Genomic DNA, 20,215 nt, shown 5'->3' on the forward strand with positions numbered 1-20,215 from the left:
TTAACCCTTCCTGATGACGGATTCTACCAGCCGGTAATAGGGAATCATGTAGGTTGTCTCAAAGCCTAATCTATGCGCTAAGTTGAAAGAACCTTCGTTATCCAGACGACACGCCCACACCGGCTCAAGCTGATGTTCTAGACAGTATTCTATTAAGGCTGAACAGACCGCGTAGGCATAGCCCTTCCCCCGATGTGCTTCTGAGGTTTCTATGCCAATTTCCAGTTGATGCTCATTAACAAAACCCGAAAATGCCGTAGAGGCAATTTCCCCAGCGTCAAGAATATTGAAGCCCAGCCCCTCAGCAAGAAATTGCTCTTCATTCCTCCAAAACGCCTTAGGATTGACATCTCCTGTTGCCGCCAAAAACCGTTCTTTGTTCATTCGCACCACTTCAAGGTCTTGGTTAAGATAAGAAGCTTTCTGTTCCAGATATTTCTCGCGGTTAAAGCTGAAGTTGACCCTTGTATTTCTATGGAGCATTTCCTGTTCACTCCAATGAGCGATAACTTTCGGCCAGCCTCCCGCTGGATCAGCCTGCAGCAACTCTTGATGATGCCGAATCATATTTTTATTGGTTATGTAATCAAAAAGATCGCGCTTGAACTCTTCATTATCCGACTCTCCAATTAATAAAGACATTCCACAAGGGTGTGCAATGTAAAAAGCACGCGGGTTAACGATATCGTCAACATATACGCTGCCAGGTATGACTTGTTTAACCACTGACTCAGCAAACATCGTATTTATTTTCACTTTTCCTAAAGGCTCAATAGCTTTGTAATAATCTTTACGCTCTAGTCGTTTCATAATTTTCTCCTTAGATCTCACGTAATGTTTTGATAGATAACCACCAGTATGTGAGGATATTTTTTGCCGGATGACACTGTTACCTAAAATATCCCATTATTATAGACGATCTTAGGGTCGATAAGTTTCTATTTATAAGAAATTTGTGAGACAAAAAAAGACCATATCCTTTCAAGGATTGGTCTACCCTATTTATTAATGATGATCTTAGGTTTTTTTCACAATCATATCGATCTCACTCTTCAGTAAAAGATATCTGACGACACTTCTCATGATCGGAACTTTAGTCAACTTATGCTGATCTACATAACTTTTCATTTGGTCTTTAGACAGCCCGAGCAAGCTTCCCGCTTCAGACACCGTCAATACTTCTTTGTTACTTGTAGCGTTAAAGGTTTTCTTAACTTTTAAATTCCAGTCTTCAAACACCTGCATTTACATCCGCCACCTTTCTATAAAAAAATCCCCAAACGATACGTTTGGGGATTCATTTTACTACTTACAGTTTTACAACATTCTCAGCTTGTTGACCACGATTACCTTGAACTACGTTAAATTCTACACGTTGTCCTTCATCCAGGGACTTGAATCCGTCACCAGTAATAGCGCTGAAATGTACGAATACATCTTCTCCACCTTCAACCTCGATAAAACCAAAACCTTTGTCTGCGTTAAACCATTTCACTGTTCCTGTTTGCATAATATAATTACCACCTTATTTTTATTTACATGTTATTCTTATCCTCAAAAAATCTCTTGCAAAATCTCTAAAAAAATAAAAATTCACATATGGTACAAGGTTATTAACGTCTAAAGAATAACCCTCTACGCTATGTGAATTCGCCAGGTAAATACTTTCGATAGATTGATTATAACACAGCTAACACCAAATAGATACTCTACTGCATTATGAAGAAAATGGGAGGTAAGAAGGAGCTGTGCCATAATTGATTCTACGAGCGGAGACTGACCTCCTCACTTTCAAAATCCTAAAATCAACAAAACAGCGATTCTTCTGTTATCGAAGAATCGCTGTTCGGCGTTTTTTGGTCATTCGCGGCCTGCTACGACTACACATTCATTATCCTACGGGGCTTTCGGACTCGGTAGACGTTATTTACATGTTTTAATTCTTTACCGCTAGATTTCGGACTCCAGTGACGCTATTCCTTGGAAAGAGGCTCATAATAAGCATTTTTCGGTCCAATAGCTGCACTGGAGTCCGATAACATACCAAATATCGGATAATCGTACTTTTAAGGACCACTGTGTCCGTTAGCAGGTTACTAAGCGTATTTTCCAGTGACTAAGCATCTGCTTTCGACACAGCAGTCATTTTCATAGTTTTAGGTGCCAGCCCTTCTCTATATTTGAAAAGGGAATCTAAATTTTAAAGTAAGATAATTTATCCAACAGGTCTTGCACCATTGAGCTTAGTGACTCCGACGAGGCTGAGATCTCTTCCATAGAAGCAAGCTGCTCCTCAGAGGCTGCTGCTACACTTTGGGAGTCAGAGGAAGCTTCCGAAGCAAGATCGGCTAATTGTTTAACGGTAACTGAAATTTGCTCCGTTCCCGCGGTCATCTGCTGTGCAGCTGCTGAGACCTCTTGGATCTGATCGGTTACCTGTGTCATCTCTGTCAGAATCGACGTAAATAAAAGATCACTATCAGATACACTCTGCACACCAAGAATTACTTTTTCATTGCCGACAGCCATCGCTTGTGAAGCTTGATTAGTATCTTGCACCACATCTTCAACCAAAGCAGTAACTTGTTCGGCAGCTTTTTTAGTCTGATCTGCCAGCATGCGAATTTCTGAGGCCACCACCGCAAAACCTCGGCCATGTTCACCCACTCTGGACGCCTCAATAGCCGCATTTAGTGCCAACAGATTGGTCTGTTTACTTATGTTCGAAATCAAGCCGATAATCCCGCTGATCTGAGCAGATCGTTCGCCTAAACGTTCAATCGCCAGACTCGTCTCATCTACAGACAGCTTTAACTCCGACATTTGATTCACTGCCATTTGCAGCTGCGCACTGCCCTTTTTCGTCTGATCGGTAACTTCATCTGCAGACGCAGACACCGATGACGAAGAGTCAGCGATCCGTTGCACTCCAACATTCAGCTCGCTCATCGCCATTGAAGAATCACCCGCATAATCATTCTGCAGCTGCGCTCCTTCGGCTACTCGTCCAATTGCCACAGCAATTTGTTCAGCAGCTTTCCCAGTCTGCTCAGCGTTAGCTGTCAGCTCTTCAGAGGTAGCTCCCACGGACATTGATAGATCAGCGACAAGTCCAAACATTTCTCGAAGCTTATGGGTCATATGATTAAAATGTGTAGCCATTTTCCCGAATTCATCATCATTTCGAACCTGCAGGCTTTGAGTCAAATCCCCCTGAGACATCAGCTGCAATTTCTCAGATAACAAGCGAAGCGGTTTAACTACCATCAACCATAGTTGAAGACCAACAATAACAGCTAAAATCAAAATCCCAATAATCATAATGATAAAAAATTCTGTTTTAGCTTGTTCATAATCAGCCATGATAACATCCTTAGAGATCGCTGTCTGTGTGTACCAGACCTGGTCACTTCCAGGCATTGGTATCGGAACAAAAGTCCGCAGCACGTCTTCTCCCTTGGAATTTATCGTGTATCCCAGTTTGGCCTCCCCATTCTTCACACGCTTCCACAGTACTGTTTTATCTTCTGTATCACCGAATTCTTTGAGTACACTTTGAGGATCATTTGGGTTGGCTGCATATTTGCCATTAGCAGTGATTAAAGAAACATAACCTCCCAGAGGTTTATAGTTAACGGCTTCTTCCTGCAATTGGGTTAACGAAACATCGAACCCTACAGTCCCCAGAAATGCACCCGTTTTATCCAAAATTGGCAGCATGACCGAAATCATCTCTATAGCTCCACCAGTCGTCTCATAGGAGTAGGGTTCAATATATACCGGTTTTTTCTCTTTTTTTGGTAAAAGGTAATAATCACCCGCACCTTCTACATCATAATTCTTTAAGGGTTCAACCTTTATTGCACCTTGATTTCTAAAGACATAAGGAATAAAACGCCCCGTACCATCATCATATGGCATCTTATTTATATTAGCCTGATCGTTCTGATCAAAAGCATTGGGTTCCCATAATATGCTCATCCCAAAAATTTCTGGTCTGTGCTCAAGCATAGTTTTCATTGTAGAAACAACATCTTCACGGTCCAAGGTTTGACGTTCTCTTGATTCAAGGAGTACTTCAGCGAGCGCTTCACCCGTCGACTGAATGTCTATCATTCTATTCTGAATGGTCTCCGCATAACTTTTTCCTGCGACCTCTGCCTGAAGTTCACCGTTGGATATGCTCACACTACGCAGATTAGCCAGGTTTGCGACTAAACTAAAGAAAAAGATCACAATAATTACTAAACTTACCACCATAACAAATTTAAACGTTAATGAAAGCCTTCGATACAATGCCATCTGAACAACTCCACTCTAGGATAATATATCTTTAATCGACAAAATACGACCTCTATTCAATAGGACTTATTACCTATAATTCAAGGGGTGAAAATTTAAAATTCTATCCATTCCAAAAGTATGTTTAAATAAAAGTAGCCTAATCAAAAAATAACATAATACAAAGGAGTTCATGCCGATGGAAATATCCTCTTTTTTGTTGCCAAAAGATCAAGTCGCCTATATCACTAACTCACTATCCATGCTGGAAGCCTTAGAACAATTAGAACAGCACCATTACACGGCTATCCCTATTATTGATAATGAAGGAAAATATGTAGGAACACTTTCGGAGGGTGATCTATTGTGGAAGCTGAAAAACACAGCAGATTTAACCTTTGACAATATAGGGGAAGTTCCAGTAAGCGACATCCAAAAGCATGTTCATAACGAAAGTGTTCTCATTAATGCAGAAATGGAGGATATGCTGACGCTTGCTGCGGATCAGAATTTCGTTCCTGTGATTGATAATGAGGGTGTATTTGTTGGAATTATTAGGAGAAAAGATATCATTGAATATTACACTCGCAACATTACAGATTAATAAAAAATGACCAATCTCCATTACGGAGACTGGTCATTTTATTTTTCATCAAAATTACAGTTCAGTCAGGATAATCGTTCCTTGTGGGGTAATCGCTAAAGTATGCTCATATTGTGCTGACAATCCGCCGTCAATGGTACGCGCAGTCCAACCATCCGCATCAATTTTTGTTCTGTAACTGCCTGTGTTCAGCATGGGCTCAATGGTAAATACCATCCCCTCTTTAAGACGAGGCCCTCTCCCTGCTGGACCATAGTGAGGTACTTCCGGAGCTTCATGCATTTCTGAACCGATCCCGTGGCCAATAAAATCACGCACTACAGAAAACCCGTTAGACTCTGCATAAACTTGGATGGCATGCGCAACATCGCCAATACGGTTGCCTGCAACCGCCTGCTCGATTCCACGGAATAAAGATTCCTTAGTAGTGTCTAGAAGTTTGGTCGACTGTTCACTAATATTGCCAATCCCGTAAGACCAGGCCGAATCTGCCAACCAGCCGTTTAAGTTAACAACCATGTCAATGGTTACGATATCCCCGTCTTTTAGCGGCTCTTTTTTCGGGAATCCGTGGCATATTACATCATTTACAGATGCACAGGTTGCGTACGGGTACCCATTATATCCTTTTTGCTCAGGAGTAGCTCCTTGAGACAATATAAATTTTTCTGCAAATTCATCAATTTCCCAGGTCGTAATACCAGGCTGCAAAATTTGCGCAATTTGACGATGACATTCAGCGAGAATTTTTCCCGCCGCACGCATTTTTTCGATCTCTTCCATCGTTTTCATGATAATCATAATATCGCCTCTTCTGTACAGAACACATCGCTCTCGGGCAACGGTCCTTCTTTTGTATTTAGTTTACCCTTTATATTATGAAAGAAAATCGCGAGAAATCCAAATCATTAGGCAAAAAAAATTATATTTTCCTTCCTGAATCTAAAAATAACATCATTTCTTATGAGAATGTTAGATGAAAGACGAGTGCCTTATCAGCAATTTCTCTTATCTTTCTAATAAAACATAAAGTTATTGTTATCGTTAAATTATTTATTATTCCTAAAAATTCCTTTATATGTTATATTCAAAATAACTGAGGAGGTGATACATGCCTGTAATTGAGTGCATTTACTGCAACCACCTGGAGGATACGCATAATCAAAGAAGCAACCCTATTTGATTAAGGAGGAAATGTTGATGAAATTCAGAAAGCATTTTTCGTTCCGGAAAATCAGTTTGTTAGTATTAATTAGTATCCTTACTCTTTCTATTTCTTTACCTCAACAGCAGGCAGCGGCAGCAAACACTTCTGTTAAAGGTTTTTATGTAAGCGGTACCACTTTATACGATGCTACTGGCAGTCCTTTTGTAATGCGTGGGGTGAATCATGCACACACTTGGTACAAAAACGATCTGGCTACTGCAATACCGGCCATCGCAGCGACTGGCTCCAATACCGTCAGAATTGTACTTTCTAATGGCAGCAAGTGGTCTCTCGATACTTTAGCTGATGTCCAAAATATTCTTAAGCTTTGTGATCAGTATAAAATGATTGCCATGCTGGAAGTGCATGATGCTACGGGCTCAGACAACACCTCTGATCTTAACGCTGCAGTAAACTATTGGATCAGCATCAAGGATGCTTTGATCGGTAAAGAAGATCGTGTCATTGTGAATATTGCTAATGAATGGTACGGTTCTTGGAACACTGCAACATGGGCTAGTGGATACCAAGCGGCAATTCCTGCGTTAAGAAATGCGGGCATTAAGAACACTTTAGTTGTAGATGCAGCGGGATGGGGTCAATACCCACAATCTATCTTCACTAGTGGTCAGGCTGTATTTAATTCAGATACCTTAAAAAACACTATTTTCTCAATTCATATGTACGAATATGCTGGAGGTAATGCTGCTACAGTTAAGAGTAATATCGATAGTGCCTTGGCTATTGGAGCCCCTGTGATTATCGGCGAATTCGGTGACAAGCACACGGGTGGAGATGTCGATGAAGCCACCATTATGAGCTACACGAAGGAAAAAAAGGTGGGCTGGCTCGCCTGGTCCTGGTATGGTAATGGCGGAGGCGTTGAATATCTGGATCTAGCCAGCGGTCCAGCAGGAACACTCAGCAACTGGGGAAATACAGTCGTTAATGGAGCAAACGGAACCTTAGCAACCTCCGTGCTTAATAAAATTTACACAACACCTGGTTACCAACCTGTGCCGGATGGTGGCACTACTCCTACACCTACACCTACACCTACAGTAACACCAACACCAACAGCTACACCTACGCCAACACCAACACCAACACCAACAGCTACACCTACGTCAACACCTACACCTACACCTACAGTAACACCTACAGCCACTCCTACCGGCTCGCCAACCAGTAATCTGGCACTTTACTACCGTGCAGCAGATACCAATGCTACTGATAACTCAATCAAGCCCTACTTCAACATCTATAACAACGGAACAACGGCAGTCAATTTAAATGGACTGAAAATTCGTTATTACTTTACTAAAGATGGAAGCACCTCTCTCAATGGAGTAATCGATTGGGCGCAGGTCGGTGCTTCTAATATATCGGTTGCCCTCGGGTCCACAAGTGGGACGAACGCCGACTCTTACGTTGAGCTTACTTTCAATGCTAGCGCGGGCTCCATACCTGCCGGTGGACAATCAGGAGAAATCCAATTACGCGTGCACAAAAGCGACTGGTCTAACTTCAATGAAGCAAATGACTATTCGTTCGATCCAACCAAAGTTTCCTTCAGCACTTGGAACAAAGTAACCCTGTATCAAAACGATGTACTGATCTCCGGTATCGCTCCTTAAAAACATAAACCAGCGAGCCTCCCGGAATTGGAGACTTGCTGGTTTTTAAATTGAATCTGTTGTAGCGCAGATGTTGGGATCTTACTAGATTATTGTAGATCAAATGAAGGCTGCTGCTAGATTTGTCAGTCAACGGTGATCTACTGCTGTTAGCCTGCTGCCGGACTGTTACTACTCTGATGTTAGTCTACCGCTGGACTGTTACTACTTTGATGATAGTTTACTGCTGCTCGTCTATTGTTCCGCTAGTCGTTTGCTGCTCTTTTGTTTGGCTGTTCTGCGTACTACTCCACTATTGCTCCTACTGATCTAATCTAATTTTACTCTTTCACCATCTAATGTTATTTTACTATCGATGTAATTCGACCCTTTCACCACTCTGATGTTAGTCTACTGTCGCTCGTCTATTGTTCCGCTAGTCGGTTGCTTCTCTTTTATTTGGCTGTTCTGCGTTACTTCACTATTGCTCCTGCTGTTCTGCGTATTACTCTATAATTGCTCCTACTGAGCTAATTTCACTCTGTCCACTATCTAATTCAATCCTTTCACTACTCTGATATTAGTCTACTGTCGCTCGTCTGCGCTCATCTGCCGTTCTTTACCTTTGGAGCGCTTTTGTCGTGATTTTCGGACTCAGATGACGCTATTTGTGCGATTTGAGCCGTTTTGAGCAACTTTCGGACTGGAGAGGCGCTATTCCTCTGAAAAAGGCCTGTTCCTGTCTCTTTTCATCCCCATAACGGCGCTGGTGTCCGAATACTCGGCAAATTGGCAAGATTTCAGGAAATAAGGGCTCCTGAGTCCGTCACCTTGTTAGTCTACTGCCGCTCGTCGCGCTCCTCTACTGCTCATCTGCTGCTCATCTCGCTCGTCTGCGCTCATCTGCCGTTCTTTACCTTTTGAGCGCTTTGTCGTGATTTTCGGACTCAGATGACGCTATTTGTGCGAGTTAAGCCGTTTTGAGCAACTTTCGGACTGGAGAGGCGCTATTCCTCTGAAAAAAGCCTATTTTGGCCTCTTTTCATCCCCATAACGGCGCTGGTGTCCGAATACTCGGCAAATTGGCAAGATTTCAGGAAATAAGGGCTCCTGAGTCCGTCACCTTGTTAGTCTACTGCCGCTCGTCAGCGCTCATCTACTACTCATCTGCTGCTCATCTACTACTCATCTACTACTCATCTGCCCCTCATCTACTACTCATCTACTACTCATCTGCCCCTCATCTACTACTCATCTTCTATTCGTTTGCGCTCGTCTGCGCTCACCTACCGTTCTTTACCTCTGGAGCATTATGTGTACGACACGACACCCCGCGCATCTAACTACGACCAAACCACAAAAATCCCGGCAGCCATCAACTGGCCCCGGGACATTTTTAAATCTACTTTCATTTAGTCATGGAAATTAAGTCCAGAGGTAACGGCTTTAACATAATCTGCACGGATCACGAAATCTCCAAAATGCTCGCCTTGTTGACGTTCTTTGGCATATCGGTGAAGAATAGGTTCAAGCGTCTCTAGGATCTCCTTCTCATCTATGTTTTCTTTATACATTTTATTGAGGCGATCACCCGTAAAGCCTGCTCCTAAATACATATTGTATCTGCCAGGAGCCTTGCCGATAAACGAGATTTCACCCAGCGCCGGTCTAGCACAGCCATTAGGGCAGCCGGTCATTCGGATCACAATTTCCTCGTCACGCAAACCAGCCTTATCTATAACAAGCTCCAGCTTATCTATCAGCGAAGGCAGATAGCGTTCCGCTTCAGCCATCGCAAGTCCGCAGGTTGGCAGTGCTACACAGGACATGGAGCTGCGCCGCAATGCAGAAAGATGTGCTCCATCTGTTAGTCCATGCTGTTTAGCCAGCTCAGCTACTTTTCGTTTTTTGGCAGTAGTGACGTTGGCAATCGTTAGATTCTGATTCGGCGTTAGCCGGAAATCTCCAGTATGAATCTTAGCAATCTCCCGCAAGCCAGTCATCAAGGTGTATCCTTCTTGGTCATGAATCCGTCCGCTTTGGATATAAAGTGTCAGATTCCATTTTCCGTTGGTACCCTTCACCCAGCCGTAACGGTCTCCGTTGTGATCAAAATGATAATCACGTGCTGCTTCAAGCTGCCATCCGAGTCTTTCATGCAGTTCGTCTACGAACCATTCCAGACCATGGCGGTCAATTGTATATTTGAACCGTGCATTTTTGCGGACAGAGCGATTGCCATAATCCCGCTGGATTGTTACGGTCTTTTCTGCCACATCAATCAACTGTTCCGGACGGCAAAAACCAATTATACGTCCCAACTGAGGATAAGTACTGGTATCGCCATGAGTCATCCCCATACCGCCGCCTACAGAAACGTTGAAGCCGACTAGTTTCTCATTTTCCAGAATAGCGATAAAACCCAGATCTTGCGAGAATACATCCACATCATTAGAAGGAGGCACCGCTAGACCAATCTTGAATTTACGCGGTAAATATACCGGTCCATAGATCGGTTCTACTTCCGCACGTTCGCCTAAGCTATCTACTACCTTCTCACCGTCCAACCAGATTTCATGGTAAGCAGGCGTACGTGGTGATAAGTGATCACTTACTTTGCGCGCCCATTCGTAGACCTCTGCATGCACCTCTGACTGGTAAGGATTCGGATTACTCATTACGTTACGGTTAACATCGCCGCAAGCTGCCAGCGTCGTCATCAGCGTATCATTAATGCTGCGGATGGTTTTCTTAAGATTCCATTTGAGTACCCCATGCATTTGAAACGCCTGTCTGGTAGTCAGACGTAAGGTTCCATTGCCGTATTTTTGTGCCAGATCATCCATCACTAGCCACTGCTCTGGTGTCGCTACCCCGCCTGGGGCAACTACACGAAGCATGAACTGGAATGCAGGCTCCAGCTTTTGCCGTTCACGCTCGTTGCGTAAATCCCGATCGTCCTGCATATAGCTTCCGTGAAATTTCAGCAGCCGATTATCATCTTCCGGCAAGCCTCCGGTAATCGGATTGCTTAATGTCTCAACAAGCGCGCCCCGCAGATAGTTACTCTCTTGCTTAATGTGCTCAACATCGCTTGGAGGCCCGCCGATCGGCTTAACCTTTTCATTGTTTGCCATTGTTGTTATCTCCCCCCGAAGTCATTCGATAACTTTCCTCTATCCATTAGTAAACATCACGTTGGTAGCGCTGCGCCTGCTGCATATTATCCAAATAAGCTGCCGCTTCTTCAGGACTCAAACCACCCTCATGCTGGATGACAGTAATCAGAGCAGAATGAACATCATGTGCCATATGCTTCTCGTCTCCGCAAATGTAAATATGAGCTCCCGCTTGCAGCCATTCGTAGACCTCGCGGCTCTTTTCCAGAATGCGATGCTGAACATATACTTTCTCTTCGGTATCACGGGAGAAAGCAACATCCAGCTTAGTTAACAAGCCGTCTTTAAGCATTCTCTGCCAGTCCGTCTGATAGAGGAAGTCCGTCACAAAATGCCGATCTCCGTAGAACAGCCATGATTTACCTTCCGCCCCAAGCTCGCCACGTTCCTCCAGGAAAGAGCGGAAGGGTGCAACACCTGTGCCCGGTCCAATCATAATGATCGGTGCATCAGGATTCGTCGGAAGCTTAAAGTTCGGATTATGTTGAATGTAGATGGGCAACGTATCTCCCGGCTGGACTCTTTCAGCACAATGTACCGAGCAGACCCCATAACGATCACGGCCATGTGCCTCATAACGTACAGCTCTAACCGTTAAATGAACCTCATCTGGATTAGCTTTATAACTGCTGGCAATTGAATAGAGTCGTGCCGGAAGCTTGCGCAAAATAGTCACAAAGCTACTGGCCGACCCCTCCCATGGAGAGAAGTCCTGAACTAAATCGAGCAGATCGCGGCCTTGAATATATTCCTTAAGCTGTTGCGCACGTTCTGGCGACAATAGATCACTTAGTTGGTTAGAAGAAGATAACTTCGCCGCTTGTTCAAGTAACGGTTTGGTCAATACAGTGATTTCATAGTGGTGAAGAAGGGCCTCACGTAAGGTGCCGTCTTCCCCTTTTTTATTAAATGGAACAATATCATTAGGATTCCAGCCCATAGTATGAATAATAGCGTCTACCAATTCAGGATGATTCTCCGGATAGACACCCAGCGCATCCCCTGGTTCAAATTGTATGTTCGAGCCTTCTAGGGATAGTTCCAAATGGCGGGTCTCCCGGTCAGAACCACGTCCGTTCAGATTAAGGTTCTCTAATACTTCCGCTTTAAAAGGATTGTTACGGGTATACAAAGGCTCCTGAGAATCTGCGTCTTCCGCAGCTTGAACCGCTTTTGCCGCAATGGCCGGAGCATTTAAATGTGCATTTAAGGCACTAATGACGCCTTCAAACCACTCGGTAACCGAATCATCATAATCAAGATCACAATCCACACGCGGACTTAACCGCTTGCCGCCAAGTTCCTCAAGCCGCTGATCGAAGTCCTTGCCGGTCTGACAAAAGAATTCATAGGAGGTATCCCCCAGTGCCAGCACTGAGAACTTCAGATTCTCTAATTGAGGAGCTCTTTTGCTATAGAGAAATTCATGGAACATCCGTGCATTATCTGGCGGCTCGCCTTCACCGTGTGTACTGACCAGCAATAGGAGGTTCTCAACCTTCTTAAGCGCATTGGGCTTAAAGCTGTTCATCGCAGTGAGTGTGACCTGAAATCCTTGCTCCTCCAGCTTGCGGGACAAGCTCCCAGCCAGCCGTTGGCAGTTCCCTGTCTGGGACCCAAACAACACGGTCACTTCACGTGAAACTGCAGGTTGACTAACGGTACTACCTTCCACATTTCCTATCGTATTTGATTGTACTGCTTGAACCCCGGCACTTGCCGATGGTGCAGTAGTAAAGCCCATGGCTGACAAATAACCGCTAAGCCATATTTGCTGTGTCTCCGTTAAGGATGGTAGAAGACGATTGAGTAGCTCGACTTGGCTCTCGTTAAAAGGACTGTTCGTTACCTGTAGTTGCAACAATATCCACCTCTCCTAAACATGAAATCTTCTGATGATCCGTACCTCATGAAATCAGGCTATCACAATAATTGTAAACGATCAATGATGTCGATTTACCCTAATAATTGTATTTTATTGAAAAATAATCTATAAAGTACGTAAAAACCGATCAAAACAGTATGATTTAACCTGTTTTGATCGGTTTCATTATAAAAAGTGATACTATTTATAAAATATTGTGATAAATAAAAGCTATAATTTTTGCTTACTTTCGGGAAATAACACCTCGCCGCTCCCCGTCTTAATCTTCACTATCTCCTCAAGCGTATTCGACAGCTCGCCGGGTGGATAAGGTTTAGTTAAATATTTTTGAATTACATCGTTTAATTGATTCTTATCCGATTGATCCAGAGCAGAAGAAATAACGATAGGTATATTTTCAGTTCTTGGATCTTCTTTAAGCATTCGGATCAAATCCCAGCCATCCAGTTCTTCACCCAACATCAAATCTACCACAATCGCCACAAATGGTGTTTTCAAGGCCTGATCAAAAGCTTGCTGTGGATGGTAATGATGGGTAACACGGAAGCCCTTCCCTTTAAGCTCTTCTGATAAAAGCAACGATAGACTGTAATCATCTTCAACGATCATCACATTAGGCTTGAGCTCTTTATCGGTGCTCCATTTATTAAGCTCATCCTGTTGCCGGCTCGCTTCCGCATGGAGGATAGGGAGGCTAAACCAGACGGTAGTGCCCTCTCCTTCAACGGAATCTATACCGATATTTCCCTTTTGCTTCTCAATAATCTCCTTACAGATGGCAAGCCCGAGTCCTGTTCCTCCAATTCTTTTAGAGGCGCTATTATCCACTCTTCTGAATTTTTGGAATAGCTGTCCTATTTGATCCTTAGGAATGCCAAGACCATTATCCTGGATACGTACAATAATTCTATCCGACTCGTTATGCAGCAGTACTTTAACTTCATTGTTATCAGGCGAGAATTTAATCGCATTACTTAACAGATTCGTCAGAACTTGGACAATCTTATCCTTGTCCACGTCAACATCCGCATTCAAAGCCTCATCCACTAGGAGTACATGATGGGTACTGCTCAGTTTATATTGATCAATTACGCCTAATACAATTTCACTGAGATTCAAATGCTCCGTGATATATTGCTGCTTACCTGACTCCATTCTCTGCAAATCAAGAAAATCATTAATGAGCTCCGTCAGTCGTTTAGCTTCTTTATGAATCGTCTCCAGATATTTAAGCTGCTTCTCAGGCTTCATGGTCTTAGATAATAACAGTTCTGTGAAACCAAGTACACTCGATAGCGGTGTTCTTAGCTCATGACTTACCGTACTGACAAGATCAGATTTCATAAGGTCCAGCTCATATTCTCTAGTGATATCTCTGTAGACAAACAATGTACCAATACGCAGTTCGCGACGGAATACAGGGATCGCATACACATCAATATGCTTCATCGATTCAGTTCCAATGGAGTATTGCATGCTGCTCGATTCCAGAGCATCCTCAGCAATCGCTTTTTCAAAAAACATCCGAAGTTCATGATTCTCATTCGAGTGCTCAATGAAATAATCCATCCATTTCTGACGGGGAATCAAAGCTCCTTCTGTCCACTCATAATTAAAAATGTTGCTCAACGCTTTATTCATCTGCAGGAGCATACCTTCTGTATTCACAAATTGTATGCCCTCGTTCACATTATTTACGATGTCCCGATTCAGCTTTCGTCCATGTTCAATCTCTTCATACATGAATAAACGTTCAATCGCCAGCGCTACGCGGTTCATCATCCCCTGAACCTCATTAATCTCTTCTTTGCTGAAGGAATGACCAATCCGGCTGCCACAGAACACTGCAAGAATCTCATCCTCTGCGTTCACAACAGTAGTGTAGAAGTCGTAAACATAGACCTCACTCGCAGAAATCCCTTGCTCTGATTGTGTGGCCAGGCGCTTGATTAGGTACGTTTTTTCCGCTTGCAAGCGATATAACATCTCATTATTCTCATGATCAAGATAACGCTCCACATTCTCCTGGGGAATGCCTTTCACAGCCGCGATATTATCTTTCACAAGCAGGAAGAAACTCGAATCAAAGGCATACAGGCGATGCATAAACTCAATAAACTTATCGGCAAATTCATGTTTATCCAAAGTATAAGTAATATCATGATTCAGCTGATTATTTAGCTCTAGCATCATCTTGGTCTGTTCTGTGTTTTTTAACGTTTCGGCTAGCTCCTGCTGCACGCTTTTCATTGAGGTGATATCGTTCGCAATAAGGATGTATTGATAAATCACACCCTCTTCATTCAGGTACGGCACAATCGTCAGATGCAGCCAGATGGGCAATCCGTCTTTGGCTAGAATCTGCAGCTCATTGTTCCACACTCCGCCTGTATTTAATTTGTTAAAGATTTTCTGATAACCCTCATCAGAGAGATTATAAAGTTCAAATAACTTATAGGTGTAACCGATAATCTCAGACTTTTTATAGCGGGTATATCCACTTAAATTATCATTCGCGTAGGTAAAGACACCTTTAGCAGTAAGGATCCCTACCGCAGACGATTGATCCAAGGCTTTCATCATACTCTCAATTTCACTAAGCGAGCGCTGCAGCCTATATTGCTGATCCTGAAGTTCATCCTGCTGCGCATGCAGCTCTTCATTCTGCATCATCAATTCTTCTTCTTTATCTTGAATACTTCTAGCCATATTTAGAAAAGCATCATAAAGTCGGCCAATTTCATCTTGATTCTTAAGCTTGCCCAGAAGAATTTCTTCTCCTGCAGCCAGGGAATGGGTTGCCCCTTCCAGCTTCAGAATAGGATCTATTAGGTTCTTCAGAATCCGCCAGATCATAAAGGTGAAGATTAGCAGAATAATCGTGCTGAAAAAGAATGCGATAAAGGTAAACTCATTGGCACGTTTGATGTAATCCATAGCCAAAGTATTTAATGCGGCATCGGATCGTTGCTTGTACTCTTTTGTATACATTAAAAAATCATTTACTGATTTCGTGTTGCCATCTGCGGATAGAGCTCTCAAAGACACATAATCGTCTGCCTCGACAAACCGAATCGCTTCCGGCAAAACTTTAGTTTTGTACTGAACATAAAATGCTTTCAAACCATCTCTAAACAAGGCTTCTTCCGGAGATAAATTGAGATTAGAATAGGTATCCAGAATCTTATCAAAGTTAACAAGTCCTAAGTTTAAGAGCTCTAATTCATTGTCACTCTTAAGTGCGCTGAATCCCCTCGCTCGGAAAAAAACCTCATTTAACGCAGTCGCCAATTCGTTAATCGTGTCCGCCTTATTTTGCAGAACTTCACGGTCTCTACTTAATTTGTTCTGCTCATTGTTTATGAAAAACAAAAATACAGATCCCATAAGAATGATTAACGAAAAAACCAAGGCAATGATACGAAAATATCTATTTTTAATACTGTGATTAGAGCTGCTATCCTTTGTCACTTAGGATCCCCTCCACAATCTGCAAGAGTTCCATCGGACTAAAAGGTTTTGGCATAAAATAACGTGCGCCTGCATCTACCGCTCGAAGACGATCTACATCTTGGGCTTTGGCTGTTAACATTAAAATAGCTGTAGCCTTCTTTTTCTCATCATCCAGTTGACCTAGGACTTCAATCCCTGTCATTTCAGGCATCATATAATCCAATATCACCAAATCATAATGATCCTGTGACAATTTTGAAAGCGCCTCTAATCCGTTCTCGGCAGTGTGGATCTCCACGTCTTCCAAATCTTCTAAGGTGTCTACGATTAACATTCGTAATACTTCTTCATCATCCACTACCATTACCTTTTGCATAGCTGCCTAGTTCCCTCCGCTTTAGATCTCTCCTGGTGCTCACAACATATTCAGAACCCAATTAGAACAAAAATCTATGAGCCAACCGCTCTATCCTCGACAATAACTCAGGCATATGGACCGGTTTGACTACATAATCATCGGCACCCATCTGCAGGGCATGTACAATATCCGCCTGATTATTCCTTCCCGTCAACATGATCACTAATATATTTACTTCCGGATACGTTTTGCGGATTCTTTCCAGAACTTCTACTCCATCCAGATCAGGCATCACACCATCCAGCAAAATAATATACTTCTCATCCACGGCATACCAATCCGATTGCAGGAAATCAAGCCCATTCGCATAGCTGCTAACCTTCACCTCAGCAATATTCTCCGGCTCCCAAATGGCGAACTGACTGGTCACAATTCTCCGAATTAGCGTATCGTCATCCACAACAATCACATTCAGAACCGAATGCTTTTTAGTAGTGGATAAATGGTCCGAATAAAGCGTTGTCTGATTCCTTCCAGCATGCTTACTGGCATAAAGAGCCTGATCTGCTTCCTCAATCAATTTATCGGCTATATTCTCGGCATCTGTTACCTCAGAAATCCCGCTAGAGATAGTCACATGAAAGATTTCATTTTTCGCAAAAAAGTCAGTCGCCGCAAACCGCTCTTGAATACGTTGTATAACCAACATTGCAGATTCCGCATCCGTGTGAGGTAAAAATACTGCAAACTCTTCTCCCCCATAACGGCAAAAGGTATCCTCCAGACGGATGGAATTCTTCACAAGCTCGGAAAAGCCCTGCAGCACTTCGTCTCCGATTAGGTGACCATATGTATCATTAACGTTTTTAAAATAATCCAAATCAATCAGCGCTAACGAAAATACGCGGTTGGTCCGCTTAAAATCACCAATCAGCTGCTTCATGACTTGATTGAAGTGTTTGCGATTGAATGCGCCGGTCAAATCATCCACGATGATGGACTCCTGCCATTCTCTTTTGAGCTGAAAGCGATTTTTGATCAATACCAGAAATAAATCAATATCTACAGGCTTCGGCAAAAAATCCATCACCCCCAGCGAATACGCCTGCATTTGGGTAGCTTTGGAGTACTCCCCACTTATAATGATAATGGGAATTCGTTCTTTTTTAGCCTTGCCGATAATTTGGTTCAACACCTCAATCCCGCTTTTATCCGGTAAAAGAATATCCAGCAGAATGAGATCTGGTTTCGTTTCATAAAAGATTTTGAGTCCCCGTTCAGCAGATAAGGCAATGCTTACATAGTAATTCTGCCTCTCCAACGACTCTTTCAGATAAGCAACTAACTCTACATCATCGTCGATAAGAAGAATATCATTCTGCGTGAGTGTCTCAGCAGGTCCCTTTTTATCCAATGCTTTGACAGAGCTTGAAGCTGCCAATGAATGGACATTAAACAATGGAATCAGTGGATATAAATAATCCCCCCATTCCTCGACTGACCAACTCTTAAGACTGCTTTCCATGAAATAGGGCAGCGTATCCTCGGCAAATTGTTCGACATCCGGTAATCCGACAGTTCCAGCAGTGCCTTTTAAATTATGCAAGAAACGATAAATGTCCTTTTCCTTCACTTCCGCCTGTTCCGTCCATTCCTGGAGGGTCATCTTCGTTCTTTGCTCAACCATGTCTTTATATTTTTGTGTAGTCATATTTACTCCTTCAGACTATCATATCAATCTCTCAGTTCATCACATTTTTTATAGGCTGTCAAATGAATTTTCTATAATTTCAGCTGCCAAAACAAATATTTAATCAAACTGACAAAAAACCTTTGGTTGAAGCTTGTTTCATCATTTGCAATAATAGTTGGAATGGTTCATTCCGTATACACGGTGAAATCAACAAATACAAAGGGAGGCTGTATTCATGAAGGGGATTATTACTGTATTAGGAAAAGATAAAGTAGGGATTATCGCTAAAGTATGTACATATCTAGCCGAACACAATTTGAACATTCTGGATATTTCGCAGACGATTGTTCAAGATTATTTTAACATGATGATGATTGTAGACATTTCTAGCTCAACTAAAGCTTTTGAGAATATTGTAGAGGAATTACATTTGCTTGGCGAATCGATTGGCGTGGAAATCAAGCTTCAGCATGAGGATATTTTTAATATTATGCACCGAATCTAGGAGGATGGCTGACCATGATATCACTAGTGGAAGTACAAGAAACGAATAAGATGATTCGTGAAATGAATCTGGATGTGCGTACCATAACGATGGGGATCAGCCTCATGGATTGTGCCCACACGGATATGCGCACCTTTAATCAAAGTGTATATGACAAAATCACCAGATCCGCTGAAAAGCTCGTAAAGACGGGTGAAGATCTGGAAAGACAATTTGGGGTTCCTATCGTTAACAAACGGATTTCTGTCACACCCATCGCTATTGCCGCTGGTGCGGTGAAGACAGATACCTATGTACCTGTTGCTGAAATCCTGGACAAGGCTGCAAAAGAGGTAGGCGTTAACTTTATCGGCGGCTTCTCTGCACTTGTACAAAAAGGCTGCACCAAAGGCGATCGTATTCTGATCGACAGTATTCCAGAAGCATTGGCAGTCACTGAAAGAGTCTGCTCCTCGGTCAATGTCGGTTCCTCCAGAAGTGGAATCAACATGGATGCTGTGAAATTAATGGGTGATATCATTATCCAAACTGCGGAACGCACCAAGGATCGGGATTCCATCGGCTGCGCCAAGCTGGTAGTCTTCTGTAATGCCGTTGAGGACAACCCTTTTATGGCCGGAGCATTTCACGGGGTTGGAGAGCGGGAATGTGTCATCAACGTTGGCGTCAGCGGTCCTGGTGTCATCAAACGTGCGCTTGAAGAGGTTCGAGGACAGGATTTTGAAACCTTATGTGAAACCATTAAACGGACAGCCTTCAAAGTCACACGTGTCGGTCAGCTAGTTGCTCAAGAGGCTTCCAAACGGATGAATGTTCCTTTTGGGATTATCGATCTATCCTTAGCTCCTACTCCAGAAATCGGAGATTCCATTGCCGAAATCTTTCAAGTCATGGGTCTGGAGGAAGCTGGGGCTCCGGGAACAACCGCTGCTCTGGCGATCCTAAATGACAATGTTAAAAAAGGTGGCGTAATGGCCTCCTCCTATGTAGGTGGACTTAGTGGAGCCTTTATTCCGGTCAGTGAAGATCATGGCATGATTCAAGCGGTTCAGCGGGGTGCCCTTACACTAGAGAAGCTGGAAGCTATGACCTGTGTGTGTTCCGTAGGACTGGATATGATCGCTATCCCAGGAAGCACTACCAAGGAGACCATTTCCGGCATCATCGCGGATGAAGCTGCAATCGGCATGGTGAATAACAAAACCACTGCGGTTCGCGTGATTCCAGTAATCGGCAAGGACGTTGGTGAAATGGTCGAATTTGGCGGCCTGCTCGGATATGCACCAGTTATGGCAGTGAATGGCTTCAACTGCGCGAACTTCGTTAATCGTGGCGGACGAATCCCTGCACCAATTCATAGCTTTAAGAATTAATAGAAACCTCTAACAGCAAGTCCCTATTTGTACTTAGGAGACTTGCTGTTTTTTTATATTC

Annotated in this window: 14 protein-coding genes; 4 read left to right on the forward strand and 10 right to left on the reverse strand. The window is 43.1% G+C overall.

Annotated features, from left to right (window positions below; all coding sequences use genetic code 11):
• The 4 genes from MKY54_RS20535 to MKY54_RS20550 form a co-directional block, all read right to left on the reverse strand.
• Window positions 1-810 carry a GNAT family N-acetyltransferase gene (locus MKY54_RS20535; RefSeq protein ID WP_339187766.1) on the reverse strand — a complete coding sequence of 270 codons (810 nt, stop codon included), beginning with the start codon at window positions 808-810 and terminating at the stop codon, window positions 1-3.
• Window positions 811-1,017: 207 nt separating this feature from the next.
• Entirely contained in the window at window positions 1,018-1,245 is a 228-nt protein-coding gene (locus MKY54_RS20540) for a hypothetical protein (protein WP_038572358.1), read from the reverse strand.
• Window positions 1,246-1,309: 64 nt separating this feature from the next.
• Window positions 1,310-1,510 (reverse strand): cold-shock protein, encoded by a 201-nt coding sequence (locus MKY54_RS20545; protein WP_036685790.1) that lies wholly within the window; start codon window positions 1,508-1,510, stop codon window positions 1,310-1,312.
• A 683-nt stretch (window positions 1,511-2,193) separates the two neighbouring features.
• Window positions 2,194-4,302: a methyl-accepting chemotaxis protein gene (locus MKY54_RS20550; RefSeq protein WP_339168704.1), complete on the reverse strand. Its 2,109-nt coding sequence runs from the start codon at window positions 4,300-4,302 to the stop codon at window positions 2,194-2,196.
• Window positions 4,303-4,480: 178 nt separating this feature from the next.
• Between MKY54_RS20550 and MKY54_RS20555 the strand changes: the two genes are divergently transcribed.
• The gene (locus tag MKY54_RS20555; protein ID WP_038572361.1) at window positions 4,481-4,885 is read left to right on the forward strand and encodes a CBS domain-containing protein; all 405 of its coding nucleotides are present in this window, start codon (window positions 4,481-4,483) and stop codon (window positions 4,883-4,885) included.
• Between the two features lie 54 nt (window positions 4,886-4,939).
• Here the strand turns inward: MKY54_RS20555 and map are convergent, their stop codons facing one another.
• The gene (map, locus tag MKY54_RS20560) at window positions 4,940-5,686 is read right to left on the reverse strand and encodes a type I methionyl aminopeptidase (protein WP_076278759.1); all 747 of its coding nucleotides are present in this window, start codon (window positions 5,684-5,686) and stop codon (window positions 4,940-4,942) included.
• 399 nt (window positions 5,687-6,085) lie between these two features.
• On the opposite strand from map, the gene MKY54_RS20565 reads away from it, so the two are divergent.
• Window positions 6,086-7,729, forward strand: coding sequence for a cellulase family glycosylhydrolase (locus tag MKY54_RS20565; RefSeq protein WP_339187768.1), 1,644 nt, complete (start codon window positions 6,086-6,088; stop codon window positions 7,727-7,729).
• 1,391 nt (window positions 7,730-9,120) lie between these two features.
• Here MKY54_RS20565 and cysI read toward each other — a convergent pair.
• The 5 genes from cysI to MKY54_RS20590 form a co-directional block, all read right to left on the reverse strand.
• Window positions 9,121-10,845 carry an assimilatory sulfite reductase (NADPH) hemoprotein subunit gene (cysI, locus tag MKY54_RS20570; protein ID WP_076130761.1) on the reverse strand — a complete coding sequence of 575 codons (1,725 nt, stop codon included), beginning with the start codon at window positions 10,843-10,845 and terminating at the stop codon, window positions 9,121-9,123.
• Window positions 10,846-10,891: 46 nt separating this feature from the next.
• Window positions 10,892-12,748: an assimilatory sulfite reductase (NADPH) flavoprotein subunit gene (locus tag MKY54_RS20575; RefSeq protein WP_339191244.1), complete on the reverse strand. Its 1,857-nt coding sequence runs from the start codon at window positions 12,746-12,748 to the stop codon at window positions 10,892-10,894.
• 234 nt (window positions 12,749-12,982) lie between these two features.
• The gene (locus MKY54_RS20580) at window positions 12,983-16,243 is read right to left on the reverse strand and encodes an ATP-binding protein (protein WP_339187770.1); all 3,261 of its coding nucleotides are present in this window, start codon (window positions 16,241-16,243) and stop codon (window positions 12,983-12,985) included.
• The gene (locus MKY54_RS20585; RefSeq protein ID WP_076130763.1) at window positions 16,230-16,601 is read right to left on the reverse strand and encodes a response regulator; all 372 of its coding nucleotides are present in this window, start codon (window positions 16,599-16,601) and stop codon (window positions 16,230-16,232) included. Before MKY54_RS20585 ends, MKY54_RS20580 begins: the two co-directional genes overlap by 14 nt.
• Before the next feature lie 61 nt (window positions 16,602-16,662).
• Complete coding sequence (locus tag MKY54_RS20590; RefSeq protein ID WP_076130764.1) at window positions 16,663-18,294, reverse strand: diguanylate cyclase; 1,632 nt, start codon at window positions 18,292-18,294, stop codon at window positions 16,663-16,665.
• 217 nt (window positions 18,295-18,511) lie between these two features.
• Between MKY54_RS20590 and MKY54_RS20595 the strand changes: the two genes are divergently transcribed.
• Both MKY54_RS20595 and MKY54_RS20600 read left to right on the forward strand, forming a co-directional pair.
• A complete protein-coding gene (locus MKY54_RS20595) occupies window positions 18,512-18,781 on the forward strand; it encodes an ACT domain-containing protein (protein ID WP_036685776.1) in 270 nt (89 codons plus the stop codon).
• A gap of 17 nt (window positions 18,782-18,798) precedes the next feature.
• Window positions 18,799-20,154 (forward strand): PFL family protein, encoded by a 1,356-nt coding sequence (locus MKY54_RS20600; RefSeq protein WP_339191246.1) that lies wholly within the window; start codon window positions 18,799-18,801, stop codon window positions 20,152-20,154.
• The last annotated feature ends 61 nt before the right edge of the window (window positions 20,155-20,215 follow it).

The organism is Paenibacillus sp. FSL P2-0121 (assembly GCF_037975345.1).
Classification (GTDB): domain Bacteria; phylum Bacillota; class Bacilli; order Paenibacillales; family Paenibacillaceae; genus Paenibacillus_AQ; species Paenibacillus_AQ odorifer.